This window comes from Streptomyces sp. NPDC104309 (assembly GCF_055584025.1).
On record NZ_JBVJMV010000021.1, the window covers coordinates 1 to 25,963 of the forward strand.

General features: G+C 70.0%; 22 protein-coding genes and 4 pseudogenes. 11 read left to right on the top strand and 15 right to left on the bottom strand.

Features of this window, described 5'->3' with window-relative positions; all coding sequences use genetic code 11:
• Nucleotides 1-209: 209 nt before the first annotated feature.
• A complete protein-coding gene (locus ACZ68L_RS27420; RefSeq protein WP_469581568.1) occupies nt 210-836 on the top strand; it encodes a PadR family transcriptional regulator in 627 nt (208 codons plus the stop codon).
• Nucleotides 837-902: 66 nt separating this feature from the next.
• On the opposite strand, the gene ACZ68L_RS27425 is transcribed toward ACZ68L_RS27420, so the two are convergent.
• Nucleotides 903-1,334, bottom strand: a complete 432-nt coding sequence (locus ACZ68L_RS27425) for a type II toxin-antitoxin system Rv0910 family toxin (RefSeq protein ID WP_469581572.1) — start codon at nt 1,332-1,334, stop codon at nt 903-905.
• Between the two features lie 84 nt (nt 1,335-1,418).
• On the bottom strand, nt 1,419-1,622 hold the full coding sequence (locus ACZ68L_RS27430; protein ID WP_469581574.1) for a hypothetical protein: 204 nt from the start codon (nt 1,620-1,622) through the stop codon (nt 1,419-1,421).
• Nucleotides 1,623-1,862: 240 nt separating this feature from the next.
• Here ACZ68L_RS27430 and ACZ68L_RS27435 point away from each other — a divergent pair, with 240 nt between their 5' ends.
• The 3 genes and pseudogenes from ACZ68L_RS27435 (at nt 1,863) to ACZ68L_RS27445 (ending at nt 4,775) form a co-directional block, all read left to right on the top strand.
• Nucleotides 1,863-2,432, top strand: a complete 570-nt coding sequence (locus ACZ68L_RS27435) for a peptidase (RefSeq protein ID WP_469581577.1) — start codon at nt 1,863-1,865, stop codon at nt 2,430-2,432.
• Nucleotides 2,433-2,634: 202 nt separating this feature from the next.
• Nucleotides 2,635-3,663, top strand: coding sequence for an EamA family transporter (locus ACZ68L_RS27440; RefSeq protein ID WP_469581579.1), 1,029 nt, complete (start codon nt 2,635-2,637; stop codon nt 3,661-3,663).
• Between the two features lie 156 nt (nt 3,664-3,819).
• Nucleotides 3,820-4,775 (top strand): annotated as a pseudogene (locus ACZ68L_RS27445) (DMT family transporter).
• A 57-nt stretch (nt 4,776-4,832) separates the two neighbouring features.
• On the opposite strand, the gene ACZ68L_RS27450 reads toward ACZ68L_RS27445, so the two are convergent.
• Entirely contained in the window at nt 4,833-5,528 is a 696-nt protein-coding gene (locus ACZ68L_RS27450) for a pyridoxamine 5'-phosphate oxidase family protein (RefSeq protein ID WP_469581582.1), read from the bottom strand.
• 35 nt (nt 5,529-5,563) lie between these two features.
• Here ACZ68L_RS27450 and ACZ68L_RS27455 point away from each other — a divergent pair, with 35 nt between their 5' ends.
• Nucleotides 5,564-6,895: an aminotransferase class I/II-fold pyridoxal phosphate-dependent enzyme gene (locus ACZ68L_RS27455; RefSeq protein WP_469581584.1), complete on the top strand. Its 1,332-nt coding sequence runs from the start codon at nt 5,564-5,566 to the stop codon at nt 6,893-6,895.
• On the opposite strand, the gene ACZ68L_RS27460 is transcribed toward ACZ68L_RS27455, so the two are convergent.
• Nucleotides 6,886-7,914 (bottom strand): DMT family transporter, encoded by a 1,029-nt coding sequence (locus tag ACZ68L_RS27460; RefSeq protein ID WP_469581889.1) that lies wholly within the window; start codon nt 7,912-7,914, stop codon nt 6,886-6,888. The two genes, ACZ68L_RS27455 and ACZ68L_RS27460, sit on opposite strands and share 10 nt — an antisense overlap.
• A gap of 74 nt (nt 7,915-7,988) precedes the next feature.
• Between ACZ68L_RS27460 and ACZ68L_RS27465 the strand changes: the two genes are divergently transcribed.
• Entirely contained in the window at nt 7,989-8,903 is a 915-nt protein-coding gene (locus tag ACZ68L_RS27465) for a LysR family transcriptional regulator (protein WP_469581586.1), read from the top strand.
• Nucleotides 8,904-8,967: 64 nt separating this feature from the next.
• On the opposite strand, the gene ACZ68L_RS27470 is transcribed toward ACZ68L_RS27465, so the two are convergent.
• Complete coding sequence (locus tag ACZ68L_RS27470; RefSeq protein WP_469581593.1) at nt 8,968-9,444, bottom strand: pyridoxamine 5'-phosphate oxidase family protein; 477 nt, start codon at nt 9,442-9,444, stop codon at nt 8,968-8,970.
• Nucleotides 9,445-9,555: 111 nt separating this feature from the next.
• On the opposite strand from ACZ68L_RS27470, the gene ACZ68L_RS27475 reads away from it, so the two are divergent.
• Nucleotides 9,556-10,209: a cysteine hydrolase family protein gene (locus tag ACZ68L_RS27475; protein WP_469581597.1), complete on the top strand. Its 654-nt coding sequence runs from the start codon at nt 9,556-9,558 to the stop codon at nt 10,207-10,209.
• Here ACZ68L_RS27475 and ACZ68L_RS27480 read toward each other — a convergent pair.
• Together ACZ68L_RS27480 and ACZ68L_RS27485 are read right to left on the bottom strand one after the other, a co-directional pair.
• Nucleotides 10,193-10,642 (bottom strand): Rieske (2Fe-2S) protein, encoded by a 450-nt coding sequence (locus tag ACZ68L_RS27480; protein ID WP_469581892.1) that lies wholly within the window; start codon nt 10,640-10,642, stop codon nt 10,193-10,195. The genes ACZ68L_RS27475 and ACZ68L_RS27480 overlap by 17 nt on opposite strands.
• Before the next feature lie 98 nt (nt 10,643-10,740).
• Nucleotides 10,741-12,963 carry a S9 family peptidase gene (locus tag ACZ68L_RS27485; protein ID WP_469581600.1) on the bottom strand — a complete coding sequence of 741 codons (2,223 nt, stop codon included), beginning with the start codon at nt 12,961-12,963 and terminating at the stop codon, nt 10,741-10,743.
• 110 nt (nt 12,964-13,073) lie between these two features.
• Between ACZ68L_RS27485 and ACZ68L_RS27490 the strand changes: the two genes are divergently transcribed.
• Nucleotides 13,074-13,454 (top strand): YunG family protein, encoded by a 381-nt coding sequence (locus tag ACZ68L_RS27490; RefSeq protein ID WP_469581603.1) that lies wholly within the window; start codon nt 13,074-13,076, stop codon nt 13,452-13,454.
• A gap of 603 nt (nt 13,455-14,057) precedes the next feature.
• On the opposite strand, the gene ACZ68L_RS27495 is transcribed toward ACZ68L_RS27490, so the two are convergent.
• From ACZ68L_RS27495 to ACZ68L_RS27520, 6 genes and pseudogenes are all read right to left on the bottom strand, one after another.
• Nucleotides 14,058-14,762: a TetR/AcrR family transcriptional regulator gene (locus ACZ68L_RS27495; RefSeq protein WP_469581607.1), complete on the bottom strand. Its 705-nt coding sequence runs from the start codon at nt 14,760-14,762 to the stop codon at nt 14,058-14,060.
• 486 nt (nt 14,763-15,248) lie between these two features.
• Nucleotides 15,249-16,142, bottom strand: coding sequence for a geranyl diphosphate 2-C-methyltransferase (locus tag ACZ68L_RS27500; protein ID WP_469581610.1), 894 nt, complete (start codon nt 16,140-16,142; stop codon nt 15,249-15,251).
• 17 nt (nt 16,143-16,159) lie between these two features.
• Nucleotides 16,160-17,488 (bottom strand): family 2 encapsulin nanocompartment cargo protein terpene cyclase, encoded by a 1,329-nt coding sequence (locus ACZ68L_RS27505; RefSeq protein WP_469581614.1) that lies wholly within the window; start codon nt 17,486-17,488, stop codon nt 16,160-16,162.
• 55 nt (nt 17,489-17,543) lie between these two features.
• Nucleotides 17,544-18,956: a family 2B encapsulin nanocompartment shell protein gene (locus ACZ68L_RS27510; protein ID WP_469581617.1), complete on the bottom strand. Its 1,413-nt coding sequence runs from the start codon at nt 18,954-18,956 to the stop codon at nt 17,544-17,546.
• 549 nt (nt 18,957-19,505) lie between these two features.
• A pseudogene (locus tag ACZ68L_RS27515) lies at nt 19,506-20,187 on the bottom strand (NADPH-dependent F420 reductase).
• 67 nt (nt 20,188-20,254) lie between these two features.
• A complete protein-coding gene (locus tag ACZ68L_RS27520) occupies nt 20,255-20,626 on the bottom strand; it encodes a cupin domain-containing protein (protein ID WP_469581619.1) in 372 nt (123 codons plus the stop codon).
• 108 nt (nt 20,627-20,734) lie between these two features.
• Here ACZ68L_RS27520 and ACZ68L_RS27525 point away from each other — a divergent pair, with 108 nt between their 5' ends.
• The gene (locus ACZ68L_RS27525) at nt 20,735-21,667 is read left to right on the top strand and encodes a helix-turn-helix domain-containing protein (protein WP_469581622.1); all 933 of its coding nucleotides are present in this window, start codon (nt 20,735-20,737) and stop codon (nt 21,665-21,667) included.
• Between the two features lie 324 nt (nt 21,668-21,991).
• On the opposite strand, the gene ACZ68L_RS27530 is transcribed toward ACZ68L_RS27525, so the two are convergent.
• Together ACZ68L_RS27530 and ACZ68L_RS27535 are read right to left on the bottom strand one after the other, a co-directional pair.
• The gene (locus ACZ68L_RS27530) at nt 21,992-23,029 is read right to left on the bottom strand and encodes a zinc-dependent alcohol dehydrogenase family protein (protein WP_469581624.1); all 1,038 of its coding nucleotides are present in this window, start codon (nt 23,027-23,029) and stop codon (nt 21,992-21,994) included.
• A gap of 584 nt (nt 23,030-23,613) precedes the next feature.
• Nucleotides 23,614-24,582: pseudogene (locus ACZ68L_RS27535) on the bottom strand (FAD-dependent monooxygenase); the annotation flags it as partial.
• On the opposite strand from ACZ68L_RS27535, the gene ACZ68L_RS27540 reads away from it, so the two are divergent.
• Both ACZ68L_RS27540 and ACZ68L_RS27545 read left to right on the top strand, forming a co-directional pair.
• Nucleotides 24,563-24,787 (top strand): cytochrome P450, encoded by a 225-nt coding sequence (locus tag ACZ68L_RS27540; protein ID WP_469581627.1) that lies wholly within the window; start codon nt 24,563-24,565, stop codon nt 24,785-24,787. The pseudogene ACZ68L_RS27535 and the gene ACZ68L_RS27540 sit on opposite strands and share 20 nt — an antisense overlap.
• Nucleotides 24,788-24,811: 24 nt before the next feature.
• Nucleotides 24,812-25,850, top strand: a pseudogene (locus tag ACZ68L_RS27545) (NAD(P)-dependent alcohol dehydrogenase).
• Nucleotides 25,851-25,963 lie beyond the last annotated feature (113 nt).

Sequence of the window (25,963 nt, forward strand, 5' to 3'; positions counted from 1 at the left end):
CCGGGTGCATGCGGCGGGCGGCAACATGCCCCGGGACGGACGGTGAACTGAACAACCTCACCTGGGACAGCGACAAGAAGACGAGGGACGGGACAGGTCAGTCGGTACAGCCTCCAGCATCCGGGCCGTGACCGGGGTGTTTGTCGAGCGATCGGTTCCGATATATCGTTGACGCATCGCGACAGGTCAAAAATGAAAGGAATGCAACGATGCGTTCACGTGGACACGAGCATGAGCACGGGCATGGACACGGGCATTGCGGGCCCGGTCATCCGGGTCGGGGCGACTTCGAGGGCCGTCGGGCGGCCTTCGGTCCGTTCGGTCCGCCGTTCGGTGGTGGACCCTTCGGCGGTGGCCCCTTCGGTGGCGGGCGTGGCCGGGGCGGCGGCCGGGGGAGGGCGCGCCGCGGTGACGTGCGTGCGTCGATCCTGGCGCTGCTGAAGGACCGGCCGATGCACGGGTACGAGATGATCCAGGAGATCGGCGAGCGCAGCGGCGGGGCCTGGCGGCCCAGTCCGGGTTCGGTCTACCCGACCCTTCAGCTGCTGGAGGACGAGGGCCTGATCGTCAGCGCGAGCGAGGGCGGCAAGAAGCTGTTCACGCTCACCGACGCCGGTCGCACCGAGGCGGAGTCGGGTCCCGACGCGCCGTGGGAGGAAGCCGGGCGCGGGGTCGACTGGGAAAGCGTCAACGAGATCCGGCAGGCCGGCTTCGGCCTGATGGAGGCGTTCGGCCAGGTCTGGAAGACCGGCTCGGCCGATCAGCGCCAAAAGGCGCTCACGGTCATCAACGACGCCCGGAAGAAGCTCTATCTGATCCTCGCCGACGAGCACTGATCCGTGGGTGGGGTGCCGAGGGCCTCGCGGCCGAGCCGCGAGGCCCTTTCCGTCGTTCCGGTGGTCTCAGGCGGCGACGAGCCCGCCGAGCTTCCGCAGGGACTCGACCAGGGCGGCGGTCGCGGAGTCTTTGAGCTTGCCCGCCATCAAGGAGACCGCGGCGCCGGTGAACTCCCCGTCGATACGTACCGTGGTCGCATCCCCGTCGGGCGTCAGTGAGTAGCGCATGGCCAGGTTGACGCCCATCGGTCCCTTGCCCCTGGTGGTCAGCAGGCGCGCGGTCTCCAGCTCCGCCACCGTCCAGGTCACCTCGGCTGGGAAGCCCATGAGTTTCATGTTCTCCTCGTAGGTGGCCGCGAGTTCGAGTGTCGCCGGGCCGCCCTTGGGGAAGCTGGTGTGGGTGGCGTTCCACTGGTCGTACGCGGTGAAGTCCGTCAGCTGGGCCCAGACCTTCTCGGCCGGTGCTTCGATGCGCGCCTCTGCACTGACTTCGGCCATGCGACCACCCCTTCTCGGCGGGTTACGGTGTCGCGGAACGTAGTCGCACCGACGCGAACATTCAATACTGATGAACCGTCAGATCTACGGACCCCACTCCTTCCCCTCCGCTCCCGCCCGCCAGATCAGAGCCGCGTCGAATCGGTCGCAGGCGCGCGGGTGCGGGCCGTCGTCATGGCAGTGGAACGCGGCCCAGAAGAGATCGGCGCGCAGGGCGTCCGCCGGTGCGTGGACCCGGTACACGTACTCCTGCCCGTCCAGCGCCGGTAGGGCGACCAACCAGGACACGTACGCGTACTCCCTTCCGGCTGCCGTATGGATGGTGTGGGACGTGCGAGGGGCGGTTTCCGGTTGCTCCGGGAGCGCGGCGCAAGGCGGCGCGCGCCGTTTTTCCGGATCGGGTCCCGGAATGGCGAGATCTCATCCGTAAGGAGGAGAGGGCGCTCTGGTGTGCCCAACTTGCGTGGGATGCCTAAATGGGCCCCTCCGGCGATGCTTCGGGGCCGTGGGACTGATGGGGTGAGAGGTGTGCAAAACCGGACGCCGTGGATCCCTCAGCAGCCCGCACCGAACCGTGCTGAGTTCGACGCCAGACTCACTGCGGAGCTGGCCGCGGTGGTGACGGGCGCCCGCAGGCGCGCACTGCGGGACGGCGACCGGCAGATCGACACGGCGCATGTGCTGCACTCCCTCATCGAATCGGATCCCGAGGTGCGGTCGGCCTTCGAGGGCGGACCTCAACTGGCGAAGGTGCTCGGCTATCTCGTCCAGCGCAGTATCGGATACGGGCTCCGCTGGCAGGGCTCGGTGGAGGACTCCGGCGCTGTCCCCGTCGTCAGGGATCCGGACTCCGCCACGCGGGGCGCGGGAGTGGAGGGCTGGTCGCCCTCGGCCGCCTCGGCCATGGCCGAAGCCCACGAGCGAGCGGCGCTGCGCGGCGATGTGCGGGCCGGAGGGCTCGACCTGCTCGCGGCGCTGGCCATGGATCACGAATGCAGGGCCGTCGAGGTGCTGGAGCGGGCCGGTGTCGACGCCGAGCAGCTCGCAGCCCGGATCGTGGGGGCCTCCGGCCAGGGCCGGCACGGGGCCTGGGGCTGACCGCCCGGCATACCGGCGCCGAATGGGCGCGGCAGTTCGTCCAGGAGCCCGCCGTCCGGTCTGATGGCCGGTGGGCTGGGCGCAGAGGTGTGAAGTGCGGGGGCTGCTGGAGGAGGCCGTCATGGAGCCGAGCACCTGACGGAGAGGGTGCGTCAGTGGTCACCGGGGTGACGCTCCTGACCGCAGCTGTCATGATGTGCCGATGCACGCGTCTCAGGGGAGAAGCGCCGGCCTGGGACTCGCCCTGGCCTCGGCGTTCGCATTCGGTGGTTCAGGGGTGGCGGCCAAGCCGCTCATCGAGGCGGGGCTCGATCCGCTCCATGTGGTCTGGCTACGGGTGGCGGGTGCCGCCCTCGTCATGCTGCCTGTCGCCTGGCGCCACCGGGACCTCGTGCGCAGTCGGCCGGTCCTGCTGCTGGGGTTCGGGTTGCTCGCCGTCGCGGGTGTGCAGGCCTGCTACTTCGCCGCGATCTCCCGTGTACCCGTCGGTGTCGCGCTCCTCGTCGAGTATCTGGCGCCCGCGCTCGTCCTGGGCTGGGTCCGCTTCGTCCAGCGCCGTCCGGTCACTCGGGGGGCCGCGGTCGGTGTGGTGCTCGCCGTCGCGGGACTCGCCTGCGTGGTCGAGGTCTGGTCCGGGCTGAGCTTCGACGTGGTCGGGCTGCTGCTCGCGCTCGGTGCCGCCTGCTGTCAGGTCGGCTACTTCGTCCTGTCGGACCAGGGGAGCGCGGACCGGGCGGAAGGCGTCGAACCGCCCCATCCGGTCGGTGTCATCGCGTACGGATTGCTGATCGGTACGGTCGTCCTCACCGCGGTCGCAAGGCCCTGGAAGATGGACTGGACGGTCCTGGGCGGCAGCGCGGTCATGGACGGTACGGATGTTCCCGCCTGGCTGCTGATCGTCTGGATCGTGGTGATGGCGACGGTGGTCGCCTATGTCACCGGGGTGATCTCGGTGCGGCTGCTCTCTCCCGCGGTCGCGGGCGTCGTCGCCTGCCTGGAGGCGGTCATCGCGACCGTGCTCGCCTGGGTGCTGCTCGGCGAGCACCTGTCGGCGCCCCAGCTCATCGGCGGTTCCATGGTGCTGATCGGTGCCTTCATCGCCCAGTCGGCGACGCCGAGGACGCCCTCCGGCCCGGTTGCCTCGGGACCGGGTGAGGGGCGCGCCGAGAGACCGGACGCAGACCGAGCCGCAGCAGAGGGGGAGTTGTCCGCGGGCCGCACTGCGACGTAGCCTGCGGATCATGTACTCGACCGTGCTTTCGCCGCCCGCCGCCTAGCGCGGGCGGCCACTCCTGACGAAGACCGGGCTCGGGCAGTTCCCGAGCGGATCGTCGCTGCCCGTGTGGAGCCGAGCGACCACCGTTGCGTCTTCATCCGGAGAAGTCATATGTCGAATCCTGCTTCCGGCCTGCCCGTCGGGCGGAGCCTCATCTATCTGATCGTCGCCGGTGTGGCCTGGGGTACTGCCGGGGCCGCCGCTTCGCTGATCTTCGAGGTCAGCGACCTGGGGCCGCTGGCCCTGTCCTTCTGGCGCTGTGCGGGCGGCCTCGTACTCCTGCTCGCCGCTCTGGCGCTGCGGCCCCGACGCGCGGCCGTCCCGGCCGAACCACGCGGCCGTCGGATGCTGCGCGTCCTGGGCACCGGCGCGGGCCTCACCGTCTTCCAGAGCGCGTACTTCGCGGCCGTCGAGGCGACCGGACTCGCGGTCGGGACGGTCGCCACTCTCGGGGCGGGCCCCGTGCTCATCGCGGTCGGTGCGCGGCTGACCATGGGGGAACGGCTGGGGCGCGGCGGGTCGGCCGCTGTCGTGGCTGCGCCGGCCGGGCTCGCCGTGCTGGTGCTCGGCGGCGACGGGGCGACGGTACGGCCCGCCGGAGTCGCCCTGGCGCTGCTCTCCGCGGCCGGCTACGCGACGATCACCCTGCTGACCCGATGGCTCGGCCGTGACGGCGGCACCACCGACTCCCTGGCCACGAGCGCCTGGGCCTTCGGTATCGGAGCCGTCGGACTGCTGCCGATGGCCGCGGCAGAGGGGCTCGTACCCCACACCGCTCAGCCCACGCAGGTGGTGACGCTCCTGGTGTACGTGGCGGCGGTGCCGACGGCGCTCGCCTATGCGCTCTACTTCGCGGGCGCCGCCGCGGTGCGTGCCGCGACGGTGTCCGTGATCATGCGCTCGAACCGGTCAGCGCGGCGGTCATCGCCGTCGTGGTGCTCCGTGAGCGGCTCACCGCAGCCACCGTCGTCGGGACGCTGCTGCTCCTCGTGGCCGTGGCGGGGCCGGCGTTCGCCGAGGCGCGCGGCGCCGCGCACGCGCGCCGCCGGGCGGCGGCACCGGCCTGACCGCCGGGGTGGACGTGGACCTCGTCTCCGGCGGCGGGCCCGTCCACCCCGAGCGGCTCAGAGCGCGGTGATGTAGTCCGGCAGCGCGATGGCGGGGTCGAGATCGTCCGAAGGCAGCGGTGTCGCATAGCCGTGGGCGAGCGGGACGACGCCTGCCCAGTGGGGGAGGCCGAGGTCGCGGGGCTCGTCGTTGGGACCGCCGGTGCGGATCTTGGCGGAGACCTCCTGGAGGTCGAGCCGGATCACCGCGGTCGCGGCGAGTTCCTTCTCGTCGGCGGGCCGCGAGTCGGCGGACCGGCCCGGCACCACGTGGTCGACGATCGCATCGAGGGCGGTCCGCCGCTCCCGGGGGTCCGTCACCGTGCGCGCGATGCCGTGGACCACCACGGAGCGGTAGTTGATCGAGTGGTGGAAGGCGGAGCGCGCCAGCACCAGCCCGTCGACATGCGTCACCGTCAGGCAGACGGGCAGTCCGGGGTCGGTCCGGCCGGACTCCCGCAGCGGGCGGGAGCCGGTCGAGCCGTGTACGTAGAGACGCTCGCCGATCCGTCCGAAGAGCGTCGGCAGGACGACCGGCGCGCCGTCACGGACGAAACCGAGATGGCAGACGTACGCCTCGTCGAGTATGGAGTGGACCAGTTCCCGGTCGTACGCCGCGCGGTCGCGGGAACGGGTCGGGACGGTGCGCTCGGTCGGCTGGTATCCGGCCGCGGCGTCCGGGCCCGTGGTCTCTGGCGATGCGGTGTCCGACATTGCGTACTCCATTGCACTAGTGCATAATCTCGTTTGTGCTAGGAGAGTATCGGATCGTCGGGCGGCGTGCATCGGAGATTGCCGCCAGTGTGGAGCGTGGGGTCGGTTCAGGTGACCTCGCGCCCGGACAAGTGCTGCCACCCATGCGGGAGTTGGCGGAACTGCTGGGGGTGAATCCCAATACGGTGGCGGCCGCCTACCGCACGCTCCGGGAGCGCGGGGTGATCGAGACGGCCGGGCGCCGGGGCAGCAGAGTGCGCCCGCGTCCCGCGAGCACGGCGCGCGGTTCGCTCCGGGTCGAGGCCCCGCCCGGAGTGCGGGATCTGGGGGAGGGGAATCCCGATCCGGCGCTGCTGCCCTCGCTGGGAGAGGCGTTCGCGGCGGTCACGGATGAGTACGCGCACCGGCCCGGGATGTACGGACAGGCGCCGGTGGACCCGGAGTTCGCCGCACTCGCCCGTGCCGCGCTGGACGCCGACGGGGTGCCGGCCGGCTCGGTGGTGGCGACCTCCGGATCGCTGGACGCGATCGAGCGGGTGCTGGTCGCGCATCTCAGACCCGGTGACGCGGTGGCCGTCGAGGACCCGGGGTGGGGCAGCCTGCTGGATCTCGTACCGGCGTTGGGGCTGCGTCCCGTCCCCGTGGCGCTCGACGACGAGGGGCCGCTGCCCGATGCCGTCGAGCGCGCGCTGAAGGCCGGTGCCCGCGCCCTCGTGGTCACGGACCGGGCGCAGAATCCGACCGGCGCCGCGATCAGTGGCGGGCGTGCCTTCGAGCTGCGGGGCGTCCTCGCCGGACACCGGGGCGTCCTCCTGATCGAGGACGACCACGGGCACGGCATCGTCGATCTGCCGCTGTACCCGCTGGCGGGCGCCACGGACCGGTGGGCGTTCGTGCGGTCGGTGGCCAAGGCGTACGGGCCGGATCTGCGGGTCGCCGTGCTGACCGGCGACCCGGTCACGGTCGACCGGGTCTCGGGCCGGCAGCGGCTCGGCCCCGGCTGGGTCAGCAGGCTGCTGCAACGAGCCGTGGCGCATCTGTGGACGTCGGGTGCGGTCGACCCGGAAGAAGTGGCGCCGGCGTACGCGCGGCGGCGCGACGCACTCGTGCGGGCGTTGGAGGAGCGGGGAGTGGAGGCGCACGGCCGCAGTGGCATGAACGTGTGGGTGCCGGTCAGCGACGAGACCTGGGCCGTGGCGCGGCTGCTGCGCGCGGGCTGGGCGGTGGCGCCCGGGGCGCGGTTCCGGATGGCCGCGCCCCAGGGGGTCCGGGTCACCGTCTCACCGCTCGCCGACGCCGACATCGGGCCACTGGCCGACGCCGTCGCGGGGGCGGCGGGGCCGGCGAAGCCGCTGAACTACGGCTGAGTCCTGGTTCCGGACCCGGCGCTGCGCCCCCTGCTCTGGGTGAGAGCGGCGCCGGCCAGGACGACGACCGCGCCGACCGGAGTGTTCCAGCTCAGCTGCTCACCGAGCACGACGATGCCGGCCGTGGTGGCGATGACCGGGATGAAGTAGGTGACCATCTGCGCGGTCGTCGGTCCGACCTCCGCCACCAGGCCGTACTGCACCAGCACCGCGAAGCCCGTGCCGAGCGCCCCCAGGGCGACCACGGCCAGGGTCGGGAGCAGCGGGAAGCCGCCGGGGGCCGAGGTGAACACCGGGGTGACCAGGGCGATCTGCACCGTGCCGAGGAAGAGCTGGCCGCCGGTCAGGGAGAGTGTGGACGAACCGCTGCCCGCCAGCGTTCTGCGTACGTAGATCCAGCCGATCGGATAGCTGAGGGCGGCGAGCAGGGCCATGGCCGTACCGCTGAGGTCCAGCCCGGAGAAGCCCTGCCAGGCTCCCAGGACGGTGAGTACGCCGAGGAAGCCGAGCCCGAGCCCGGCCACGCGGCGACGGGTCGGCCGGTCCTCGGAGAGCGCGACGAGCGAGAGCGCCATGCCCCACAGGGGCGATGTCGCATTGCAGATGCCGGCCAGCGTCGACGGGATGCTCAGCTCGGCGTAGGCGAAGAGTGAGAAGGGCAGCGCGTTCAGGAGGAAGGCGGCGACGGCCAGATGCCCCCAGGTGCTGGCGTCGCGCGGCAGCCGTTCCCGCCGTACCGCCATCGCGACCGCCAGTACCGCCGTGCCCGACAGGAGGCGGCCGAGAGTGACCTGGAACGGTGCGTATCCCTCGGTGCCGACCTTGATCAGAAGGAAGCTGAAGCCCCAGATGAGGGAGAGCGCTCCGAAACGGATCCGCCAGTCCAGCCTCGGGCGCGCCGTGGACGCCGGGTCCGGGGGCGGATTCGGAGTGGTCCGCTCGGCCGGCCGGGCGGCGGACGGCTCGGCGGGAGGAGTGGTTGTCGACGGGGTGCTTCTCGATGTCGCGGGCGCGCTCATGGAGTCCACGATGACCAAGAGAATCAAGTAGGACAAGTGAGATTTTATATGGTGGTCCGCGTAGCATTGCTTACATGTTGAATCTGGAGCGCCTGCGCACCCTGGACGCCCTCGCCCGGCACGGTTCGGTCGGCGGAGCCGCCGAGGGGCTGCATGTCACCACCTCGGCGGTCTCCCAGCAGATGTCGAAGCTGGAGCGGGAGGTGGGTCAGCAGCTCCTCGCCAAGAACGGTCGCGGGGTCCGGCTCACCGACGCCGGCCGGCTGCTCGCCGATCACGCCGCCAGGATCCTGTCCCAGGTCGAGCTCGCCCAGGCCGACATCGAGGCGCAGCGCGGTGAGGTGGTGGGCGAGATCCGGCTTTCCGCCTTTCCGACCGCGGCGCGCGGGCTCTTCCCCGCGGCGCTCGCCGCACTCCACGCCGACCACCCGGAACTGCGCGTGTTCACACGGGAAATGGAACCCGAGGACGGGATCCGTGCGGTCATCAGGGGCGACATCGACCTGGCGGTGGTGCTGGACTGGAGCAACAAGCGGCTGCCCGTCCCCGGCGGCCTGGCCGTGGCCGAACTGCTGGACGACGCACCGGACATCGCGATGCCGGCCGGTCACCGACTCGCGGACCGGGCGGAGGTGGACCTGGAGGACTTCGCCGAAGACGACTGGGTGTCCTGGCCAGAGGGAGAGTTCTGCTACGACTGGCTGATGTTCACCCTGCGCTCCAAGGGCATCGAACCGCGCATCGCGCATCTGGCGGGCGAGCACCACACCCAACTCGCCCTGATCGCCGCCGGACTGGGCGTTTGCGTGGCGCCCCGGCTGGGTCGCGGGCCGGTGCCCGACGGGGTGCGGCTCGTACCCGTGCGGCAGAAGATGCGGCGGCACGTCCACGCCGTATGGCGTACCGACGCGGACCGGCGCCCGTCCATCAGGGCGGCGGTGGCGGCGCTCCGGGTGGTCGGTCGGGAGATGGACGTGCCCTTGGCGTAGGGTCTCTCGTTCGGATCGAGCCCGGCGTGATCCAACGAGAGACCCTGGGCCGGGAGGGGGCTGCTCAGGTCGCGGACGGTCCTGACAACTTGCGGAAGTCCCAGGACGTGATGGCCTCCGGAGCGAGCCGCAGCCAGGCGTGCCGGCCGTCGTGCGGCATGGTGTCCATCCCGAAGTACTTCGCCGCGAACAGCCTTTCCGGAGCGTCGAGTTCGGGGCACGGTTCGCCGATGCGGGGCGCCTCGCCGACGGTGACGGCCCGGCCGTAGATCTCCACGCCGCGCAGCTCCGCGTATTCCACCCCGTCGTCCACGACCACCGCGACCCTCGGGTCCGCGCGCAGCTGGGACCAGCGCAGGCTGCGGGTGATCGAGTACAGCCAGAGCGAGGAGCCGTCCCAGGTGAACCAGAGGGCACCGACATGCGGGCGGCCGTCCGTGGACACGGTGGCGACGCGGCAGGTGCGCTGCTCGGCGAGATAGGTGTCGCGTTCGATGTCCGTCATCATGATCCGACGGCCCCGTCGTTGAATGGCGGCCATGGGGCACCCCTCCCGATAGCTGACTATGTGTCAGAAATCATGGGGCCTCTTCCCCCGCCACGCAATGGCGGCTAGCCTCGCGCGCCCGATCCGCCACCGAAAGGGGCCGCCGTGCCGTCGAAGGAACAACTCGCCGAGCAGCTCGATCCGGCCACCACCGTGCTGCTGACGGTCGAATGTCAGCAAGGTGTGGTGGGCCCCGAGAGCGCGCTGCCGGAACTGGCTGCGGAGGCCAGGTCCTCCGGGGCGCTCCACCGTGTCGCCCGGCTGGTCGCGGCCGCCCACGAGGCCGGGGTCCAGGTGTTGCACGCGGTGGCCGAACGACGCCCCGACGGGCGCGGCGCCAACCACAACGCCCGCCTCTTCCGGGCTGCCGGACGGCTGCCCGTGCAGCAGCACTCCGGCACCACGGCCGTACGGATCGCCGAGCCCATCGAGGTGGCGGACGAGGACCTCGTCGTGCGCAGGCTGCACGGCCTTTCGCCCATCGCCGGTACGGATGTGGACGCGCTGCTGCGCAACCTCGGCTGCCGGACGCTCGTCGTCACCGGAGTCTCGGCCAATGTCGCCGTCCCCAACACCGTGTTCGACGCGGTGAATCTCGGATACACGGCGGTGGTGCCGTCCGACGCCATCGCGGGAGTGCCGGCCGACTACACGCCCGCGATGATCCGCAACACCCTGTCCCTCGTCGCCACCGTCACGACCACCGATGATGTGCTCGGCTGCTGGCGGAACCGGGGGAGGGCTAGGACGCGAGCGTGATCGAGCCGTCCTTCACCGTGATCGATTTGGCGGGCAGGGGCCGGCTGGCCGGACCCGCCGCCACCTCGCCCGTCGCCATGTCGAACTTGCTTCCATGACAAGGACAGTTGATGGTGCCCTCCGACACGCTCGACACCGCACAGCCCTGATGGGTGCACTTCGACGAGAACGCCTTGAACGCGCCTGCCTCGGGCTGCGTCACCACGACACCCCGCTCGGCGAAGATCTTCCCGCCGCCCTCCGGGATGTCGGTGGTCCTCGCCAGCGCGCCGCCGCCGTCCGTTCCGTCATCGGCCGGTTTGACCGTACCCGAACCGTCGGAATCCTTCTGGCCGCCGCACGCGGTGAGTACGGCGGCCACCGAGGCGGCCCCGGCCGCCGCGACCACGGCCCGCCGCCCGGGACGGACCTCCTGGTCCTGCGAAGCGCTCATGCCGGCCTTCCCTTCCGTGATGTTCACGACGTCGATGTTCCCGATGCCGATGTTCCCGACTTCGGTGCTCACGACCTATTTGTTCATGACTGCGGTGTTCACGCCTTCTGTGCCCGACCGGGGTACGCGCGGCGGCCTCCCCGATCTCCACGTCCGAGGGACTTCTTGAAGAAGTCCCTCTCCAGCAGCAACAGATTGCTCGCCGTCTCCTCCTGGGTGACCAGATGACCGGCCCCGGAGAGCGGCAGCACCGTGTGCGGCCGGCCCGCGGCCAGCAGCGCGGCGGAGAAACGCAGCATGTGGGCGATGGCGACATTGTCATCGGCAAGTCCGTGCACCAGCATGAGCGGGCGGGTGAGACCGGCCGCCTCCGACAGCAGTGAACTGCGCTCGTAGTTCTCCGGAATTACCTCCGGGTGGCCGAGGAACCGTTCCTCCCAATGGGTGTCGTAGAGCCGCCGGTCGGTCGGTGCGCCGCCGGCCACCGCCGCGTGGAACACCTCCGGATGACGCAGCACAGCGGCAGCCGCGAGATACCCGCTGAAGGACCAGCCGCGAATCGCGACCCGCGTCGGGTCCAGCGCCGGAAACCGGGCGGCGGCCGCCCGCAGTGCGTCGATCTGGTCCTCCAGCACGGCCGTCAGCCGGTCCCCGTACACCGACTTCTCCCAGGCCTCCCCACGCCCCGGAGTGCCGCGACCATCCGTGACGAGCACGGCGAAACCCTGCTCGGCGAACCACTGGGCGACCGCGACCCACCAGGTGCGTACCTTCAGGACGACCTGCATGCCATGGCCGGCGTACGGGCTGAGCAGCACGGGCAGTGGGGCGTCGCCCGGCCGGTGCCAGGACGGCAGATACAGCCTGCTGCGCAGCTCACGGATCCCGAGGCTCAGCTCGGTCGGCCGTGGGGTGACCAGCGGAGTCTCGGCGAGGACCGCGATCCGCCCCACAGGTGCCCCGCCACGCAGCACGGTCACCGACTGGCCGTCCGGGGTCATGCTGACCAGCACCACGGTCGAGCCGCCGACCGACGCCGTGTGCACACCGGGTGCCGTGCTGACACGTACGGGTCCGTCGAGCCCGTCGCCACGGGTCCCGCTCGCACAGGACCAGACGTGGATCTCGGTCGGTTCCTCGCTCGCGGTGAAGAACACCCTGTCACCTGTGGAGCCGATCACCTCACGGACCTCAAGTCCCTGAGGTGTCGGCAGGCCGCCGATCGTCAGCCCCTGGGTGTCGCCGCCCGGCCGCGCGGGGACGACGAGCGCCCCCGAGGAGAGCCGCAACGGCGTGCCCGGCCGCAGGGCGACCCATGCCCGGTCGTCGGCGCGGCTCAGGGTTCGCGTCTCTCCCGTGCCGGCGTCCACTCCGAGCACCCGCACCGAACGCTGGTCACGCGTCTGCACGGAAACCAACGGGCCGTGCCCGTCCCACGCCGCCGACGTCACGTACTCGAACGACCGGTCCGTCCACGCGCCCTCGGGGTGCTCCTCGCCCGCGGCCTCGGGCAACCGGACCGCCAGTCGCTCCCCGGACACCCGCACCAGATGCAACGACACATCCGCGTTCGCCGTGCCCGCCGCCGGATACGCCATCTCGCGCGGCGGTCGCTCCGGGTGGGCGGGATCGCTGATGTAGTGGCGTCGCACCATCGAGGTGTCCACCCGCGCCACCAGGAGCGCATCGCTCTCCGGCGACCACCAGTGGCCGCGCGGCCGTCCGATCGACTCGGCCGACACGTGATCGGACAGTCCATAGGTCACCTGTGGGCCGTCCGGGGCGGCGAGAGCGCGGTCGTCCGTCCCCGCCGCCGTCACGATCCGCAGCGCACCCCCGGACACGTACGCGATCAGGGCGCCGTCCGGGGAAGGCCGGGGATCGACCACCGGACCGGCGGTGACGATCCTGCGCGGAGCGCCCCCGTCCGTACCTACCACCCAGAGTTCGCCGCTCAGCGCGAACGCCACGAGCAGTACCCGTGCGTCGGTGGCGTAGGAGACCACGCCCGACGAGGTCTCCCTGGCCCGTTCGCGGCGCACCAGCTCCTCCGGCGGCACCGTGCCGGACGTCTCCGCGGCGTGATTCACCCCGAGTGGGTCGGCGAGCATCCGCTCCACGCCGTTCTCGTACAGCCAGAGCCGGCTCACCGGATCCGTCCCCGAGGTGGTCCTGACGAAGAGGACCCGCGCACCGTCCGGTGAGACGGTGAACTGCCGGGGCACTCCGAGGGAGAAGCGGCGGGTGCGGGCGAACTGCCGGGGAAAGCGCCGTGTGTTGTGCGGGGCGTAGTCCGTCGTGGAGTCGAGTGGGGGAGTCATGAAGACACCATGACAGGCGGAATCCGGGCCGGTCACCGGTCCCGGGCACCCGCCCGGCGGAGGCCATGCCTCGCGCGTGATTGTCAGAGGCGTCTGCGAGGCTGACAGACATGACACCGAGCAACCTCAACGATCTCGAGCAGGCCATTCGCGGTGCCTGGGGCGCGGACACCACGACGCCGGAGCACCGACCGAACTGGACCGTGGACAACCCGGCGCGCGACCAGTGCGGTGTCACTGCGCTGGTGGTGCACGATCTGTTGGGCGGGGTGCTGATCCGCGGCGAGGTCCATGCCAACGGTGAGCGAGTGGACTACCACTGGTGGAACCGTCTGGGCATGGGGATAGAAGTCGACCTCACACGCGAGCAGTTCGGCCCCCACGAGACGGTCGTCGGCGGCGATGTGATCGAACGGCCGGCGCAGATCGTGCGGCTCCGTGAGGAGTACGAGCTGCTCCGCAGCCGGGTCCTGGCAGTGCTGCGTCCCTAAGGGCTGTCCCGTAATCCGTGGTGGATCAGCGCGCGGCGTCAGATGCGGTGCATCGCAAGGCGGAGGGACGTCCGCATACTGGATGTATGCGGATGTTCCGACAACGCGGCGAGGTGCCGTAGCTGTCGTCGCGCGCCCGTCAGGGATTACGGGACAGCCCTTCGGCCGTGTCCGACGAATTGCCACGTCCGCCCACGGGGCGGGATCTGTCGGACACCACCTGGGCGCTTTGTCGCCGGGCCGTCCCGCGTGGTGATGACGCGGGGTCAGCGGGCTGTCGTGCCGCTCGTGCGAAAGACTGGCGCCCCCTCACGCTGCCGGGCGAAGAGCCGTGTTCGGTCAAGCTGTTCCTCGTCCTCGTCCCCCTCGTTGCCGGACACCTCGAGCGTCTGGTCGTCGTAGTGACCGTAGGCGACCTCGGCCCCGAAGCCGCCGCCGGGGGACATCGCGCCGTCGGGGTCGGTTCGGTACGGGCGGTCCGGTCGGTCGGGTCTGGAGGCCGGTCGAACCGCTCGGTCCGGTGCTGGTCGGCCCGACGCGCCGCGGCGACGGCTACGACCCACTGCCCGCCGCAGGGCTGCCGGGACCGCGGACCGTACCGGCTCAGTCCCCAGGACCGGTGTCGGCGTCGGCGGCGTCGGTCCCGGATACCGGACGCCCCTGGGCCCCGAGCGCAGCCGCGTGGTCCAGGAGCGTGCCGCTCTCCAGACCGAGTTCGCGTTCGGCCGTGCTCACGGCCATCTCCGTCACCGCGTCGGGGCGGTCACCGGTGTGAGTATTGGCGTGCGCGCCGAGACCGTCGATGACCACCAGAATCTGAATGGTCGTCACGTACGAGTCGTCGGTGCGGAACTCCCCGCCGTCGACGCCCTCACGGATGAGACTCTCCAGGCGGCCACGCCACATCGCCTCCTGATGGCCGACCCTGTCGCGCAGGGCGGGGCGGTAGCGACTGAGGTGCCGGGCGTTGATCCAGAGGCGGCTGATGTCGTCGTACGCGGCCCCCGTCGCGAGTGCGAAGAAGCGTGCGAGGTATTCGGTGGGCGTTCCCGCCGCCCGATCCGTCGGTAGGAGAGTGTCCAGTTCGGCCCCTGCCGCAGTGCCGAACGCCTCGGCCACGAGGTCTTCCACCGCGGGGAAGTAGTGGCTGATGAGGCCCGGTCGGACGCCGAGCTGTTCGCCGATCCGGCGCAGGGTGATGCCCTCCAGGCCTTCGGTCAGAGCAATGGCGGCAGCCGCGTCGACGATCTCCACACGCCGGTCCGACGGCGACTTTCGAACGCGCTTCCGCTGGATGCTTGTCGACATGATGCCGATGTTATTGAGTGTGCGACCAATAATCAAACGAGCGGGTGCGCCCGGCGCCCGGACGGCTTCATGGCCTCCGCGGTTCCCGCCCCGCGCGCGGCTGCGTCCGCGGTCGAGCCGGTCTTCGACCGGGTCGGGTGCGTCGAGGCCCCGGCATCGACCACATTCCCGAGTGTGAACAGCATGGCCGGGGCCCGGGACGGGTCGCCGTCCGGGCGGCGGCCGATGTCGACCACCGGAGCCTGTTGGCCGGTGCCGAACCCGGATCGCCACACTCCCTTCGGGGCGGCTTCCCGCGCCACCCGCACCGTCACCACTGGAGCCGCCCCGTTCCTGCGGCCGCATCGATATCGACACCGTCCCCGTACGGCGACATCGGTCCTCAAGACCACAACCACGTCTTGAGGGCCCCGATGTCACGCCAGGAGCCGGATCGACCGACTGCGTCCGTCAGGGACGGGCCCGGCTCCCGCAGTCGGCGGGCGGTCAGATGCGGTCGGCTGCGATCAGGAGGTACTGGAAGGAGCCGTCCTTGTAGGAGTTGATGAACGCTTCCTCAATGCCTGTCACCAGTGAGGACGTGGCCCGCAGCTCCCAGTAGGGCAGGGTTGCGGGAGTGAGGTCGATGACGGCCTGCGGTACGAGGCGATTGTCCGCCATAGCGCGCAGGTACTCCCGGCGGGAGTGGATGTTGCACTCGAAGTGCGCGTTGATCTGAGAGACCCACTTCGAGGGCTGACCGTAACGCGGGTTCCAGCAGCCGGTGATGGTCACGTAGCGGCCACCGACCGCGAGGACGCGGGAGTGCTCGGCGAAGAGGTCGTGCAGGTCGACGTACATGCTCGACTCGTTGTTCCACGAGGCCGCGGCCTGCCCGGTCTCGAAAGGCGTACCGAGCATGTTGCAGACCCGGGCGTGGACGTGGTCCTCGATGCCGAGTTCGCGGGCACGCTGGTTGGCGAAATCGGCCTGCTTGGCCGACAGCGTGACACCCTCGGCCTTGCACCCGAAGCGCTGGTGGGCCATCACCATCGAGCCGCCGCGGCCGCAGCCGGCGTCCACGACCATGTCGTCGCGCCCAATGGGGCCGAGGTGGTCCAGGAGGAGTTCGGCCTGGGCGGACTCCAGGCGGTGGAGCTCGGCGATCAGCTTCTTCTCGTGTTCGCTGTCGTCGGCGTCGCCGAGGGCGGAGTGGTCGATGTCGCCGATGCCGTAGTGGTGGTGGTAGAGGCCGTCGACGTCGCCCAGACGCAGGTTCACGGGCCTGGCCTCGCCGTCCCAGTAGCGGGCGATGTCCCCCTGGTAGGGCGTCGCCGGGGCGGGGATGAACACGGGGCTGCTGGTGGGGGTGGCGATGGTGGTGAGCTCGTTGCTGGTCACAGATAAATCCGTTCTTCTTACCAGAATTCGGGCAGGCTGTAGCGATAGGTATTGGTCTGGTGCCAGTAGTGGTTGCCGTCGACCCACACGGCCACGCCCCGTAGAAAGCGCTGCACGTTCGGGACGGGGCAGGCGGCGGCCAGGGCTGCGGCTTCGGCCTCGAAGTCGTGCATGAGGTCGTTGTGGACCTCGACCGCCTTCAGGTAGGCCTCACGGTCGGAGATGCCCTCACGTTCGGCGATCACCACGGGCAGGTTCAGGTGCCGGCCAGGGGCGGCGAGCTCCTTGGTGTACGAGTAGAGGTCGTTCACGATGGTGGTGGCGTTGCCCGCGAGCGCGATGACCCGTTGCATGGCGGGCTGAGCGTGCAGATCAGCCGGGAGTTCGTAGCCGCCGACGGTGTCGGTGATGGTGGGGCAGGGACGGAAGTTGTTGAACTGGCGCATTGCCAGGTACTCCCACACCTCGGGGACGTGGTCCGCCTGGGCCCAGGCGGCCTCGGCGAGGTACCCCATGTGCAGACGGGCCATGTCGTGCCGGAACCGGTCGGCCTGGGAGGGGCTGGCCTGCTGGAGGAAGTACTCCATGGCGGAGCGGTAGGCGCGTCGAGGCGCATCCGAATGGAGCGACTTCGCCCACTGCGGCTGGTACTCCTCCGTCGTGTGCAGGGGGTCGAGGGCGGTGTGAGCCAGCAGAAGCCGTTCACCGAGGCCGACGGGAGAGCCTCCGTGGTCCTCGCAGTAGCAGTCGTCGACCGCGTTCTCCGCGACCATCAGGCGCGTGGCGAGCATCAGGTGGTCGACGCTGGGAGCGTCCGGATGGCAGACGACCATGTACCGCCCCACGGAGAAGCCGTCGAACTGGTCCTCCCAGTCATCGGGATACAGGTCGACCTCGTCCAGCGCCCAGGCCTTGATCCTGCGGCTGACCTCCTCCACCCGCCCGGGGTCGGGCTCCGGCACCGGGTGGTGGTAGAGGCCCGGGATCGGGTTGCCTTCCGCCGGAGCCGCCGACGGCTCCAGCGGCGTCGGCGGCCTCTCGCGCCGGGCCAGGTGCAGACTCGCCGTGCCCAGGCCGCTGGGGCCACGAAGGATCCGTTCCAGGTCGGGGCTCGGCGTCCGCACCTCGGCGGCAGGGACGTCGACAGGAGACGGAGCGGGCAAGGAAGGCAGGACGGGCCGGCCGCAGGTAGCGGCCCCGATGTCGTAGGCACGGGCGGCGTCGGCGAGAACGTACGTCCCGAAGTGGGAAGTGGACGCAGGCAGGCTCGACTGCGCAGGGGAAAGCTCAGGGGCGGGCATCCATGGCTCCTTGGTGGGATGGGCGGCTGTCCCGGATCCAGGCATGCTCGGCCGGCCCGGACGGTCCGGGCTGTCGTAGCCGCCGGGCAGGGCAGATCCTCTAGTCGCGCCCGCGGGCGATCTGCACGTTCTCCAACACGCCGAGCGCGTCCGGCACAAGGACGGCGGCGGAGTAGTAGGTGGTGACGAGGTAGGAGATGATCGACCGCTCGTCGATGCCCATGAAGCGCACCGACAGGCCCGGTTCGTACTCCTCCGGCAGACCGGTCTGGTGCAGGCCGATGACGCCCTGGTTGTCCTCGCCGGTGCGCATGACGAGGATGGAACTGGTGTTCTCCTTGGTGATGGGGATCTTGTTGCAGGGCAGGATCGGGACCCCGCGCCAGGCCGGGACCTGCTGTCCGCCGAGGTCGACGTGGTCCGGATAGAGCCCGCGGGAGTTGAACTCGCGCCCGATCGCCGCGATCGTCCTGGGGTGGGCGAGGAAGAGCTTGGAGCCGCGGCGGCGGCAGAGCAACTCGTCGAGGTCGTCCGGGGTGGGCGGGCCGGAGTGGGTCTGGATGCGCTGCTTGAAGTCGGCGTTGTGGAGCAGACCGAACTCCCGGTTGTTGATCAGCTCGTGCTCCTGGCGCTCGCGCAGCGCCTCGATGGTGAGCCTGAGCTGCTCCTCGGTCTGGTTCATCGGCCCGTTGTAGAGGTCGGCGACCCTCGTGTGGACCCGCAGAATGGTCTGCGCGACGGAGAGTTCGTACTCGCGCGGTTTCAGTTCGTAGTCAACGAACGCGCCGGGCAGTTCGGGCTCGCCGGTGTGGTCGGCCGACATCGCGATCTCGGCCTCGCCGTGACGGTTCTGCCGCTGGAGGGGCAGTGCGCTGAACTGCTGGATATGGGCCTGGAGGCTCGGTGCGGTGGACAGCACGGCGGCGAAGTCGCCGCGGGACAGGGTGAGCAGGGTGCCGGCGGTATCGGCGGTGGCCGTGTAGTCCCACCGGGCGTCCGCGTCCAGCAGGGCGTTCTCACCGAACCGGTCGCCGTCGGCGAGTACGGCGACGGCGACCTCGTCCCCGTACTTGCCGACGGAGCTCTGGCTGATGCGGCCGTGGGCGATCAGGTGGATCTGCTCTGCGGGCGTACCGCGCTCGACCAGCGTTTCGCCGGCCCGGAAGTCGCGTTGGACGCACCGGCCGGCGATCGCGGTCAGCACCTCCAGGTCCTCGAAGTCGCGCAGCAGGGCCAGTTCGCCGAGCTCGCGGGGGATCACCCGGACGTCGGCACCGTCCTGAACGAAGTCCACGCGTCCGTCGCCGACGGTGTAGCTCAGCCGGCGGTTCACCCGGTAGGCGCCGCCCTTGGCCTCCACCCAGGGAAGTGTCCGCAGCAGCCAGCGAGAGGTGATCTCCTGCATCTGCGGGGCGGACTTGGTCGTGGTGGCGAGGTTGCGGGCAGCCCTCGTGCTCAGGCTGGACTGCTGCGGCGGCTCCAGCGGTGCTTCCGGGCTGGTGTCAACAGACATCGGGCAGGCTCTCCTTCGTATGGGCTGTGGATGGCGCTGCGTGCGCGTCACAGGGAAAGAGGAAAAGTGGGGGCAAACATCCGGGAATCCGTCCAGATCCCGGGAAACAGTAACGGCCGGTGTACCCAATCGGCCCTGAGAAGCCGTTGACATTAGCTCGATGCGATGATCTTGCCTACGAAGAGGTTTGCCCGGGTGGCCGGCGGTGTTCGGACGCGATCGGGCAGCGTGCCCGCTGTGCCATCGGCGTCCGGGGCAGCAACGGCCGCACGAACTCTCACTCGACATCGCGCAGTTCATGGCGACGTGTCCCCGATCGTGACTGCATCAGCCGCGCTCCGAGTGACGGCAGCCCCCGGGGCAATCGGCAGCGCCAGGAGCGCTGTTGCGTCACTGCGGATCCAGAGCACCCGTTAGCTGCCCGGTTCGGCCGAGCTGTGTCGATGGATACCTGGACGGGATCGATGCCGGGCGACGCCTACGCCGCGCTCGGCCTGGCAGACGGGTGAACACCCTTGTGATCGGTACGCCTGCGGCTGCTCGAAACGCTCAGCGTGCAGCCCTTCCGCCACCTCCTGATTGTTCCTGACTCGGTCCGGCCGCACAGGTCGGCGGAGGTGCGATCGCTTGTGCGTCCGCCCCCTCGCCGACCCACCGCGAGATGAACAGCGCGGCCGTCGCCTCCAGGAGCCCTGCCCCTTCGAGACCTCCACCGGCCACGGGTTTTGCAGCCTGCGTTCCGTACCAACTCGTGTACGCGAGCGAGAGCTGCCCGGTCGTCCCCGCAGACCGGAACGGCCAGGGGCCACCCGTCGAAGACGGATGGCCGCATGCGCCACACGTCCTCGTGGAGATTGAACGCCTTGACCACGTGGGCTCCCGGTGCCGCCACGGCCGGCTCCTGCGCGGCCGAGGGACCTCCCTTCGTCAGCGGCCGGAAGCCCGGCCCGACCGGATGGGAACAGTCGAGCAGCAACCTGCCGACCAGGGCCGTCTGCAGCTCCCGTGCCACGGAGGCACCCGCGCCGAAGGGCAGCGCGGCCAGTTCCACCTGACCGAACTCGGCTGCCGCACGCACACCGGCAGGCTTCGCGCTGCCCCCGATGCGCGTCGCGAGCTACTTCGCCCCGCGTGCGTCCCGTCCGCCGATGACCACCTCGTGCCGGGCCTGCGGCCAGTGGGTGGCCAGTGCGTCGGCCATGTTGCCCGTTCGCAGCACGCCGATTCTCATTACGCGTTCCCTCTCGTACCTGGTCCGGCCGTTCGGGACGCCGCACCCCGACCTCGCGCCCTCCAGGTCAGCCGAGGTTCTCGGCGGGCTTGGTCATCGGCCCACCTGCGTCACCGGTGTTGATCGTTCCCGCCGGTTCGAACAACAGGATCGCGGTCTCCTCGGCCGCTGTGGGGCAGTGCTCGACCCCGCGGGGAACCACGAACAACTCGCCGGGCTCCAGCACAACATCGGCATCCCTGAGCTGGATGGTGAGCCGCCCGCTGATGACCAGGAACAGTTCATCAGTGTCCTCGTGGGTGTGCCAGACGAATTCCCCTTTCAGTTTGGCCAGTTTGACCTCGTAGTCGTTGAGTACAGCCACTTTCTTCTGCGACCACAGCTCGCTGAACTGCGACAGCTTCTCGCTGAGGTTGACAGGAACGACGGACTTGGACATCGAGCATCCTTCCTCAAGGCCGGTCGACCCGGAGCGGCTTCTCAGGCTCTCCGGCATGCGTCACGAGCGTGTCGCGCTCGGACTCCACCGGTCTTGTACGTTCCTGGCATGACCGGAGACCGACCCCGCACGTCCATCAACGCCTGGAGGCCGTCGGTCCCGGGGGTCGCCGAGGTCTTCCACGCGCACTTCACCGACCACGCGTACCCGGCCCACACTCACGACACGTGGGACCTGATGATCCTCGACGACGGCTCGGTCGACTTCGCACTCGACCGCCGCCGCCATGGGGCGACCGGTACCGCCAGCGTCCTCCTGCTGCCTCCCGGCGTCCCCCACGACGGTCGGACCGTCACGGCGTCAGGCTTCCGTCAGCGCGTCCTCTACCTCGACGACTCCGTACTCCCGCAGCGTTTGGCCGGCCGTGCGGTGGACGCTCCGGCCGTCAACGACGGCCTGCTGCGCCATCGGATCCATCAGTTGCACGCTGCACTCATCCATGCCGGAGACGGGTTCGAAGCCGAGTCCCGGCTCTCGTTCATCCGTGAACGGCTCCATTTCCATCTCGACGCGCTCCAGCCCTGCACGCCGAGGCGCGAGGCAAACCGGCTCGCCGCCGAGCTGCGGGAACTGTTGGACTCACGGATAGATGCCGGTATAGCCCTGGGCGAGGCCGCCGCCCTCCTGCACGCCCACCCCACCCACCTGATCCGCTGCTTCAAGCAGACGTACGGCTTGCCCCCGCACACCTACCTCACCGGCAAACGCATCGATCAGGCACGTCGACTTCTCCTCGACGGTCACCGGCCCGCCGACGTCGCCACCGCCGTCGGATTCCATGATCAGGCCCACTTGAACCGACACTTCACGCGCCACGTGGGCACCACCCCCGCGCGTTACAAGAGGGCTCGCACCGTCTCTGCCGCAACCTCTGCTGAAGCAAAGTCTCCTGACGTCGCGTCGGACGCTCGCATTCCACCGCCTCCGCAACCCCGTCTCGGCCATCAACCCGGCGAACCCGTGCGGTCGGAGACGCATTGACGATCACCCCTGTGAACGGGAATCTCCGGGGCGATTACGGGCCCGGCGCGCCGACGAACAGGTCTCCTCTGCTGCTCGCCACGCGCTCATCCGGCAGGGACTACGGGACAGTCCTCGGCCCGGCGCGCCTGGGGTACGGGCCGCCGGCCGGAGTTTCCCCTGATATTCCCCGGGGGTGACCGTGGCGATTTCACGGTCTGTGGGGGTTCGCAATATTCCATTGATCACAAGGCCCTTAAGCCGTATAGCCTGGGAAAATGCTTATGCCCTGGCATGGCGTGGCCGCACCGGCAGGGCCGCTTCCTACCCACCATCTTGGTCCCGTCAGTCTTCGAAGACGAAGAGTGGTTTGGTGCCGTGTGCGGGTGCTTCGGCGAGCGCGACGGCTTCGGTGAATGCCTCGAGCGGGAACGGTCGGCCCTGGGGAATGCTCAGCACCTCATCGGCGACGAGACCGCGTACCTGGGCCAGCGCGTGCAGCGAGTCCTCCGGCGGGGCGGTGCCGAACCAGCGGTTCAGCCAGAAGCCACGGACTGTTTTGGCCTCGTAGATGACCGAGCGCGCCTGAAGCGGGATCGTCAGCGCCGCCGGGTTGGTCTGCCGGTGGGTGGAGAGTGCGCCGTAGACCACCAGCTCTCCTCCCGGAGCCAGTGCCTGGGACACCTGGGCACCCACGGGCCCCGCGACACAGTCGATGGCCTTTCGCACGCCGGTCGGTCCCACTGTCTCGGCGACACGCTGCACCAGGTCCTCATCCTCCGTGCAGATGACCTCATCCCCACCGATCGCCTTGATCTCCTCAACGGCATCACGTCGCCGCACCACATTGATCGTGTGAATACCCAGATGTCTGCACAACTGGATGACAAGCCGGCCGACGGTGGAACCAGCGGCCGTCTGCACCAGCCATTCGCTCGGCTGTACGGCGAGTTCGCGCGTCACGAGCAGCAGCGCGGTCAACGGGTTGACGGCAAGTTGGCAGGCGCTGGAGTCGCTCAGACGGTCGGGGACTGACAGCAGCCTGTGTACGTCGGCCACGAGGTATTCCTGCCAGGTGCCGGCCACAGGGGGCCCGGGTACGGCCGGGATCGCGGCGGCGACCACGCGCTCACCGACCTTCAGCCCCTCGGTTTCCGGGCCCAGGGCCGCGATACGGCCCACGCACTCCATGTTGCCCCCGACAGCGGGAAACTCCGGGGAGAAGCCGTAGCGGCCGCGCAGCACGTGCAGATCGCTCGCGTGAACCGGGGTCGCCTTCACCCGGATCAACGCCTGACCGGCACCCGGCTCGGGAACTGGCCGGGAATCCAGCCGCAGGACATCCGTGGGCTCGCCAGCCGCTACAGCTACGAGCGCGCGCATGGATCGAGGCATAAGTGGCCTTTCGTCTCCCAGTCCGCGAGGAGCCGGCGGGCGCTCCGGGCAGACCTGGGCCGCCGCTCACGCCGGTGCCGAGGCTGTAATCGGCATCGGACTCCTCCAGACCCTCACCGACTCGCAAGAGGTAATCATGTAAGTGCCCTGTGCTCATACGGCCTGCCAAGGCCAGGGCCCAGGACCGCTCGCTGAGCACGAGTTCAGACAGGTATCCGTCACTTCACGCTACGCCCAGCTTGGGGAAGGTTCTCGGCGCGGACCATGCGCCATGGCGAGAACGCCCGCTGCGCGGGTCCGGGAGTCAGAAGGCCACCAACGGGTGACGTGTCGGGTGCCCGGCTCGGGGGGCACCATCTCAACGACGACGAGGTCCCCCTTGCGTGTCGCCGGCGCCAGGCACCGCAGGGGATATGCCGTTGGTCGATGAGGGCGGCGGCGAAGTTGAGCAGCGTATCGGCGAAGCCACCCTCGTGCGGACCGAGCCGGTCGTCCGGTCCCGGCTGGAGGCGAGACGGTGAGGACACGCAGAGAAGCGGCAGGTGAGAGGCGGGTTCCTCGGGGAAGGTCAGGGTGCCGGCCAGCACGCGGCCCGTCAGCCGGGGGCGGCGCCGTACGTGTGGGCCGGCGGTCAGGGCGGGGCTGAGGTCACGGCTCACCGCCGCGGTTACACCGGGAAGGCGACACGCCGTGCTCACGACGGCCCGGCGCAACGCCGCACCGCGGTCCTGCCCGCCGGTCGGCCCAGCCGACGGCGACCGCGACACGGATCAGATGGCGGGCGTGCGGCTTGCGCTCCCGCTCGTGGGTGTCCAACAGCCCATCATCTGCGCCCTGTCGGAGAACGCGGGCCAGTTTCCAGAGGTTGTAGGCATCGCGCAGGCCGGCGCACAGACCCTGCCCGACGAAGGGCGGGGTGAGGTGTGCGGCGTTGCCCAGCAGGAAGACGCGCCCTTGACACCACCGGTCGGCGAGCCGGGCCCGGAAGGTGTACTGCGCCTGCCGGATCACCTCGAAGTCGTCGTCCTCCGACCCGTCGGACGGCAGGTCCACCCACCCAGGGGGCGACCAGCTCGCGCAGGCGCTCCCGCCCCGCAGGGCCGTCCAGGCGCTCGTCCTCGGACAGCCGAAACTCCCAGCGGTAGCGGTCCTCGCCGACCCGCATGTAGGTGGCCGGACGGGTGGCGCAGCAGATCTGCTCGGCGCCGTCCCAGCTGTGAACTGGGCGGCTGCCAAACGGCGCCGATGGCTTCACGGGTGATGCTGCCTGCGCCGTCGCAGCCGAGAACGGCATCGGCCCACAGGTGCTCCTCCTCGTCACTGCCGTCGCGGCGGAAGGTCACCCGCATCGGAGCCGTCCTGTCGGCGGGCTGTGTGATGGACACCGCTTCCACGCCGCCCCACAGCTCGCACTCGGGGTGGCGCGCCAAGGCGCTGCGCAGCAGCCGTTCCAGTTCCGGCTGGTCGAACATGTTGGTCTGTGCGAAGCCGTGGTGGCCGCGTGGGGAGCGCGGGAACTCGGTGATCACGCGGCGCCGCGACAACCAGCACCTCGGATTCAGCCAGGGCATCCACTTCTGCTTCGGCGCCCCGCTCGCCCGACTCGAAGTCCAAGTGGCGGTCGCCGAGTTCGTCCGCCGGGTGCAGAACCCTCGGCTCGTCCAGGACACGCCACCGTACCGGCACAACCAGATCTTCCGGGGGCCGCGGCACGTCCTGGTCGACATCGACGGCATCCGCGACTGACCAGTGTGTGCGTGAGGGATCGCTATGCGGGCTTTTCAACTCGTCGGTTGGCGGCAATCGCCAGAGCTGCACGAGGTGCCGGTGCCCGAGCCCGGCGCGGGGCAGGTCCTGGTGAAGGTCGCAGGTGCCGGTGCCTGTCACTCCGATCTGCACATCATGCAGACACCCGCACCGCTACCCGGCTTCACGAAGATGCCCTTCACGCTCGGCCATGAGAACGCGGGATGGGTGGAACGGCTGGGACCGGGCGCCACCGGGTTCGAGCCCGGAGACCCTGTGATCGTCTACGGCTCCTGGGGCTGTGGCATCTGCGCCAACTGCCGTCACGGCTGGGAGAACTACTGCCAGCACCTCGGTGGCCAGGGCCCGGGCCTGGGCGGTGGTCACGACTGCGGCATGGCCGAGTACCTGCTGGTCCCGGCAGCGCGCTACCTGATTCCGCTCGGCACCCTCGATCCCCGCCGGGCCGCCCCGCTCAGCGACGCCGGACTGACCAGCTATCACGCCGTCAAACGGTCGCTGCACCTGCTGGGACCGGGCTCGACCGCGGTCGTGATCGGGGCCGGCGGCCTGGGCCAGATGACCATCCAGATCCTGCGCGCGCTGAGCGCGGCGACCACCGTCGTCGCCGTGGACACCGACGCCGGCAAGCTGGAGACCGCCAAGCGCATGGGCGCCGACGAGGCTCTGCTCTCGGGCGACGAGGCGATCGCGCGCATCAAGGACATGACGGCGCAGCAGGGCGCTCAGCTCGTGCTGGACATGGTCGGCACGGACCCGACGCTGCGGATGGCTGCCCAGGTGGCCAGGATGCTCGGCCACCTGACCATCGTCGGCCTCGGCGGCGGAGCCCTGCCTGTCGATTTCTCCAGCCCGCCGCACGAGTGCTCGGTCGCCCTACTGGGGCTCCCTCACCGAACTGATGGACGTGATCACGCTCGCCCGGCAGGAAAAGATCAGGGTGCTGGTCGAGCACTTCCCCCTGCGACGCGCGCACGAGGCTTACCAGCTCCTGCACAACGGCAGGATCCAAGGACGTGCCGTCATCAGCCCCCACACATGACTGCCGTCGCCAACCCGAAGGGGACACTCGGAATGCCTCTTGGGCCACGGACCCCTGGCCCTTCCCACCGAGCGGCATGAGGCTGATCGGGTGACGATGGACATGTACGGACG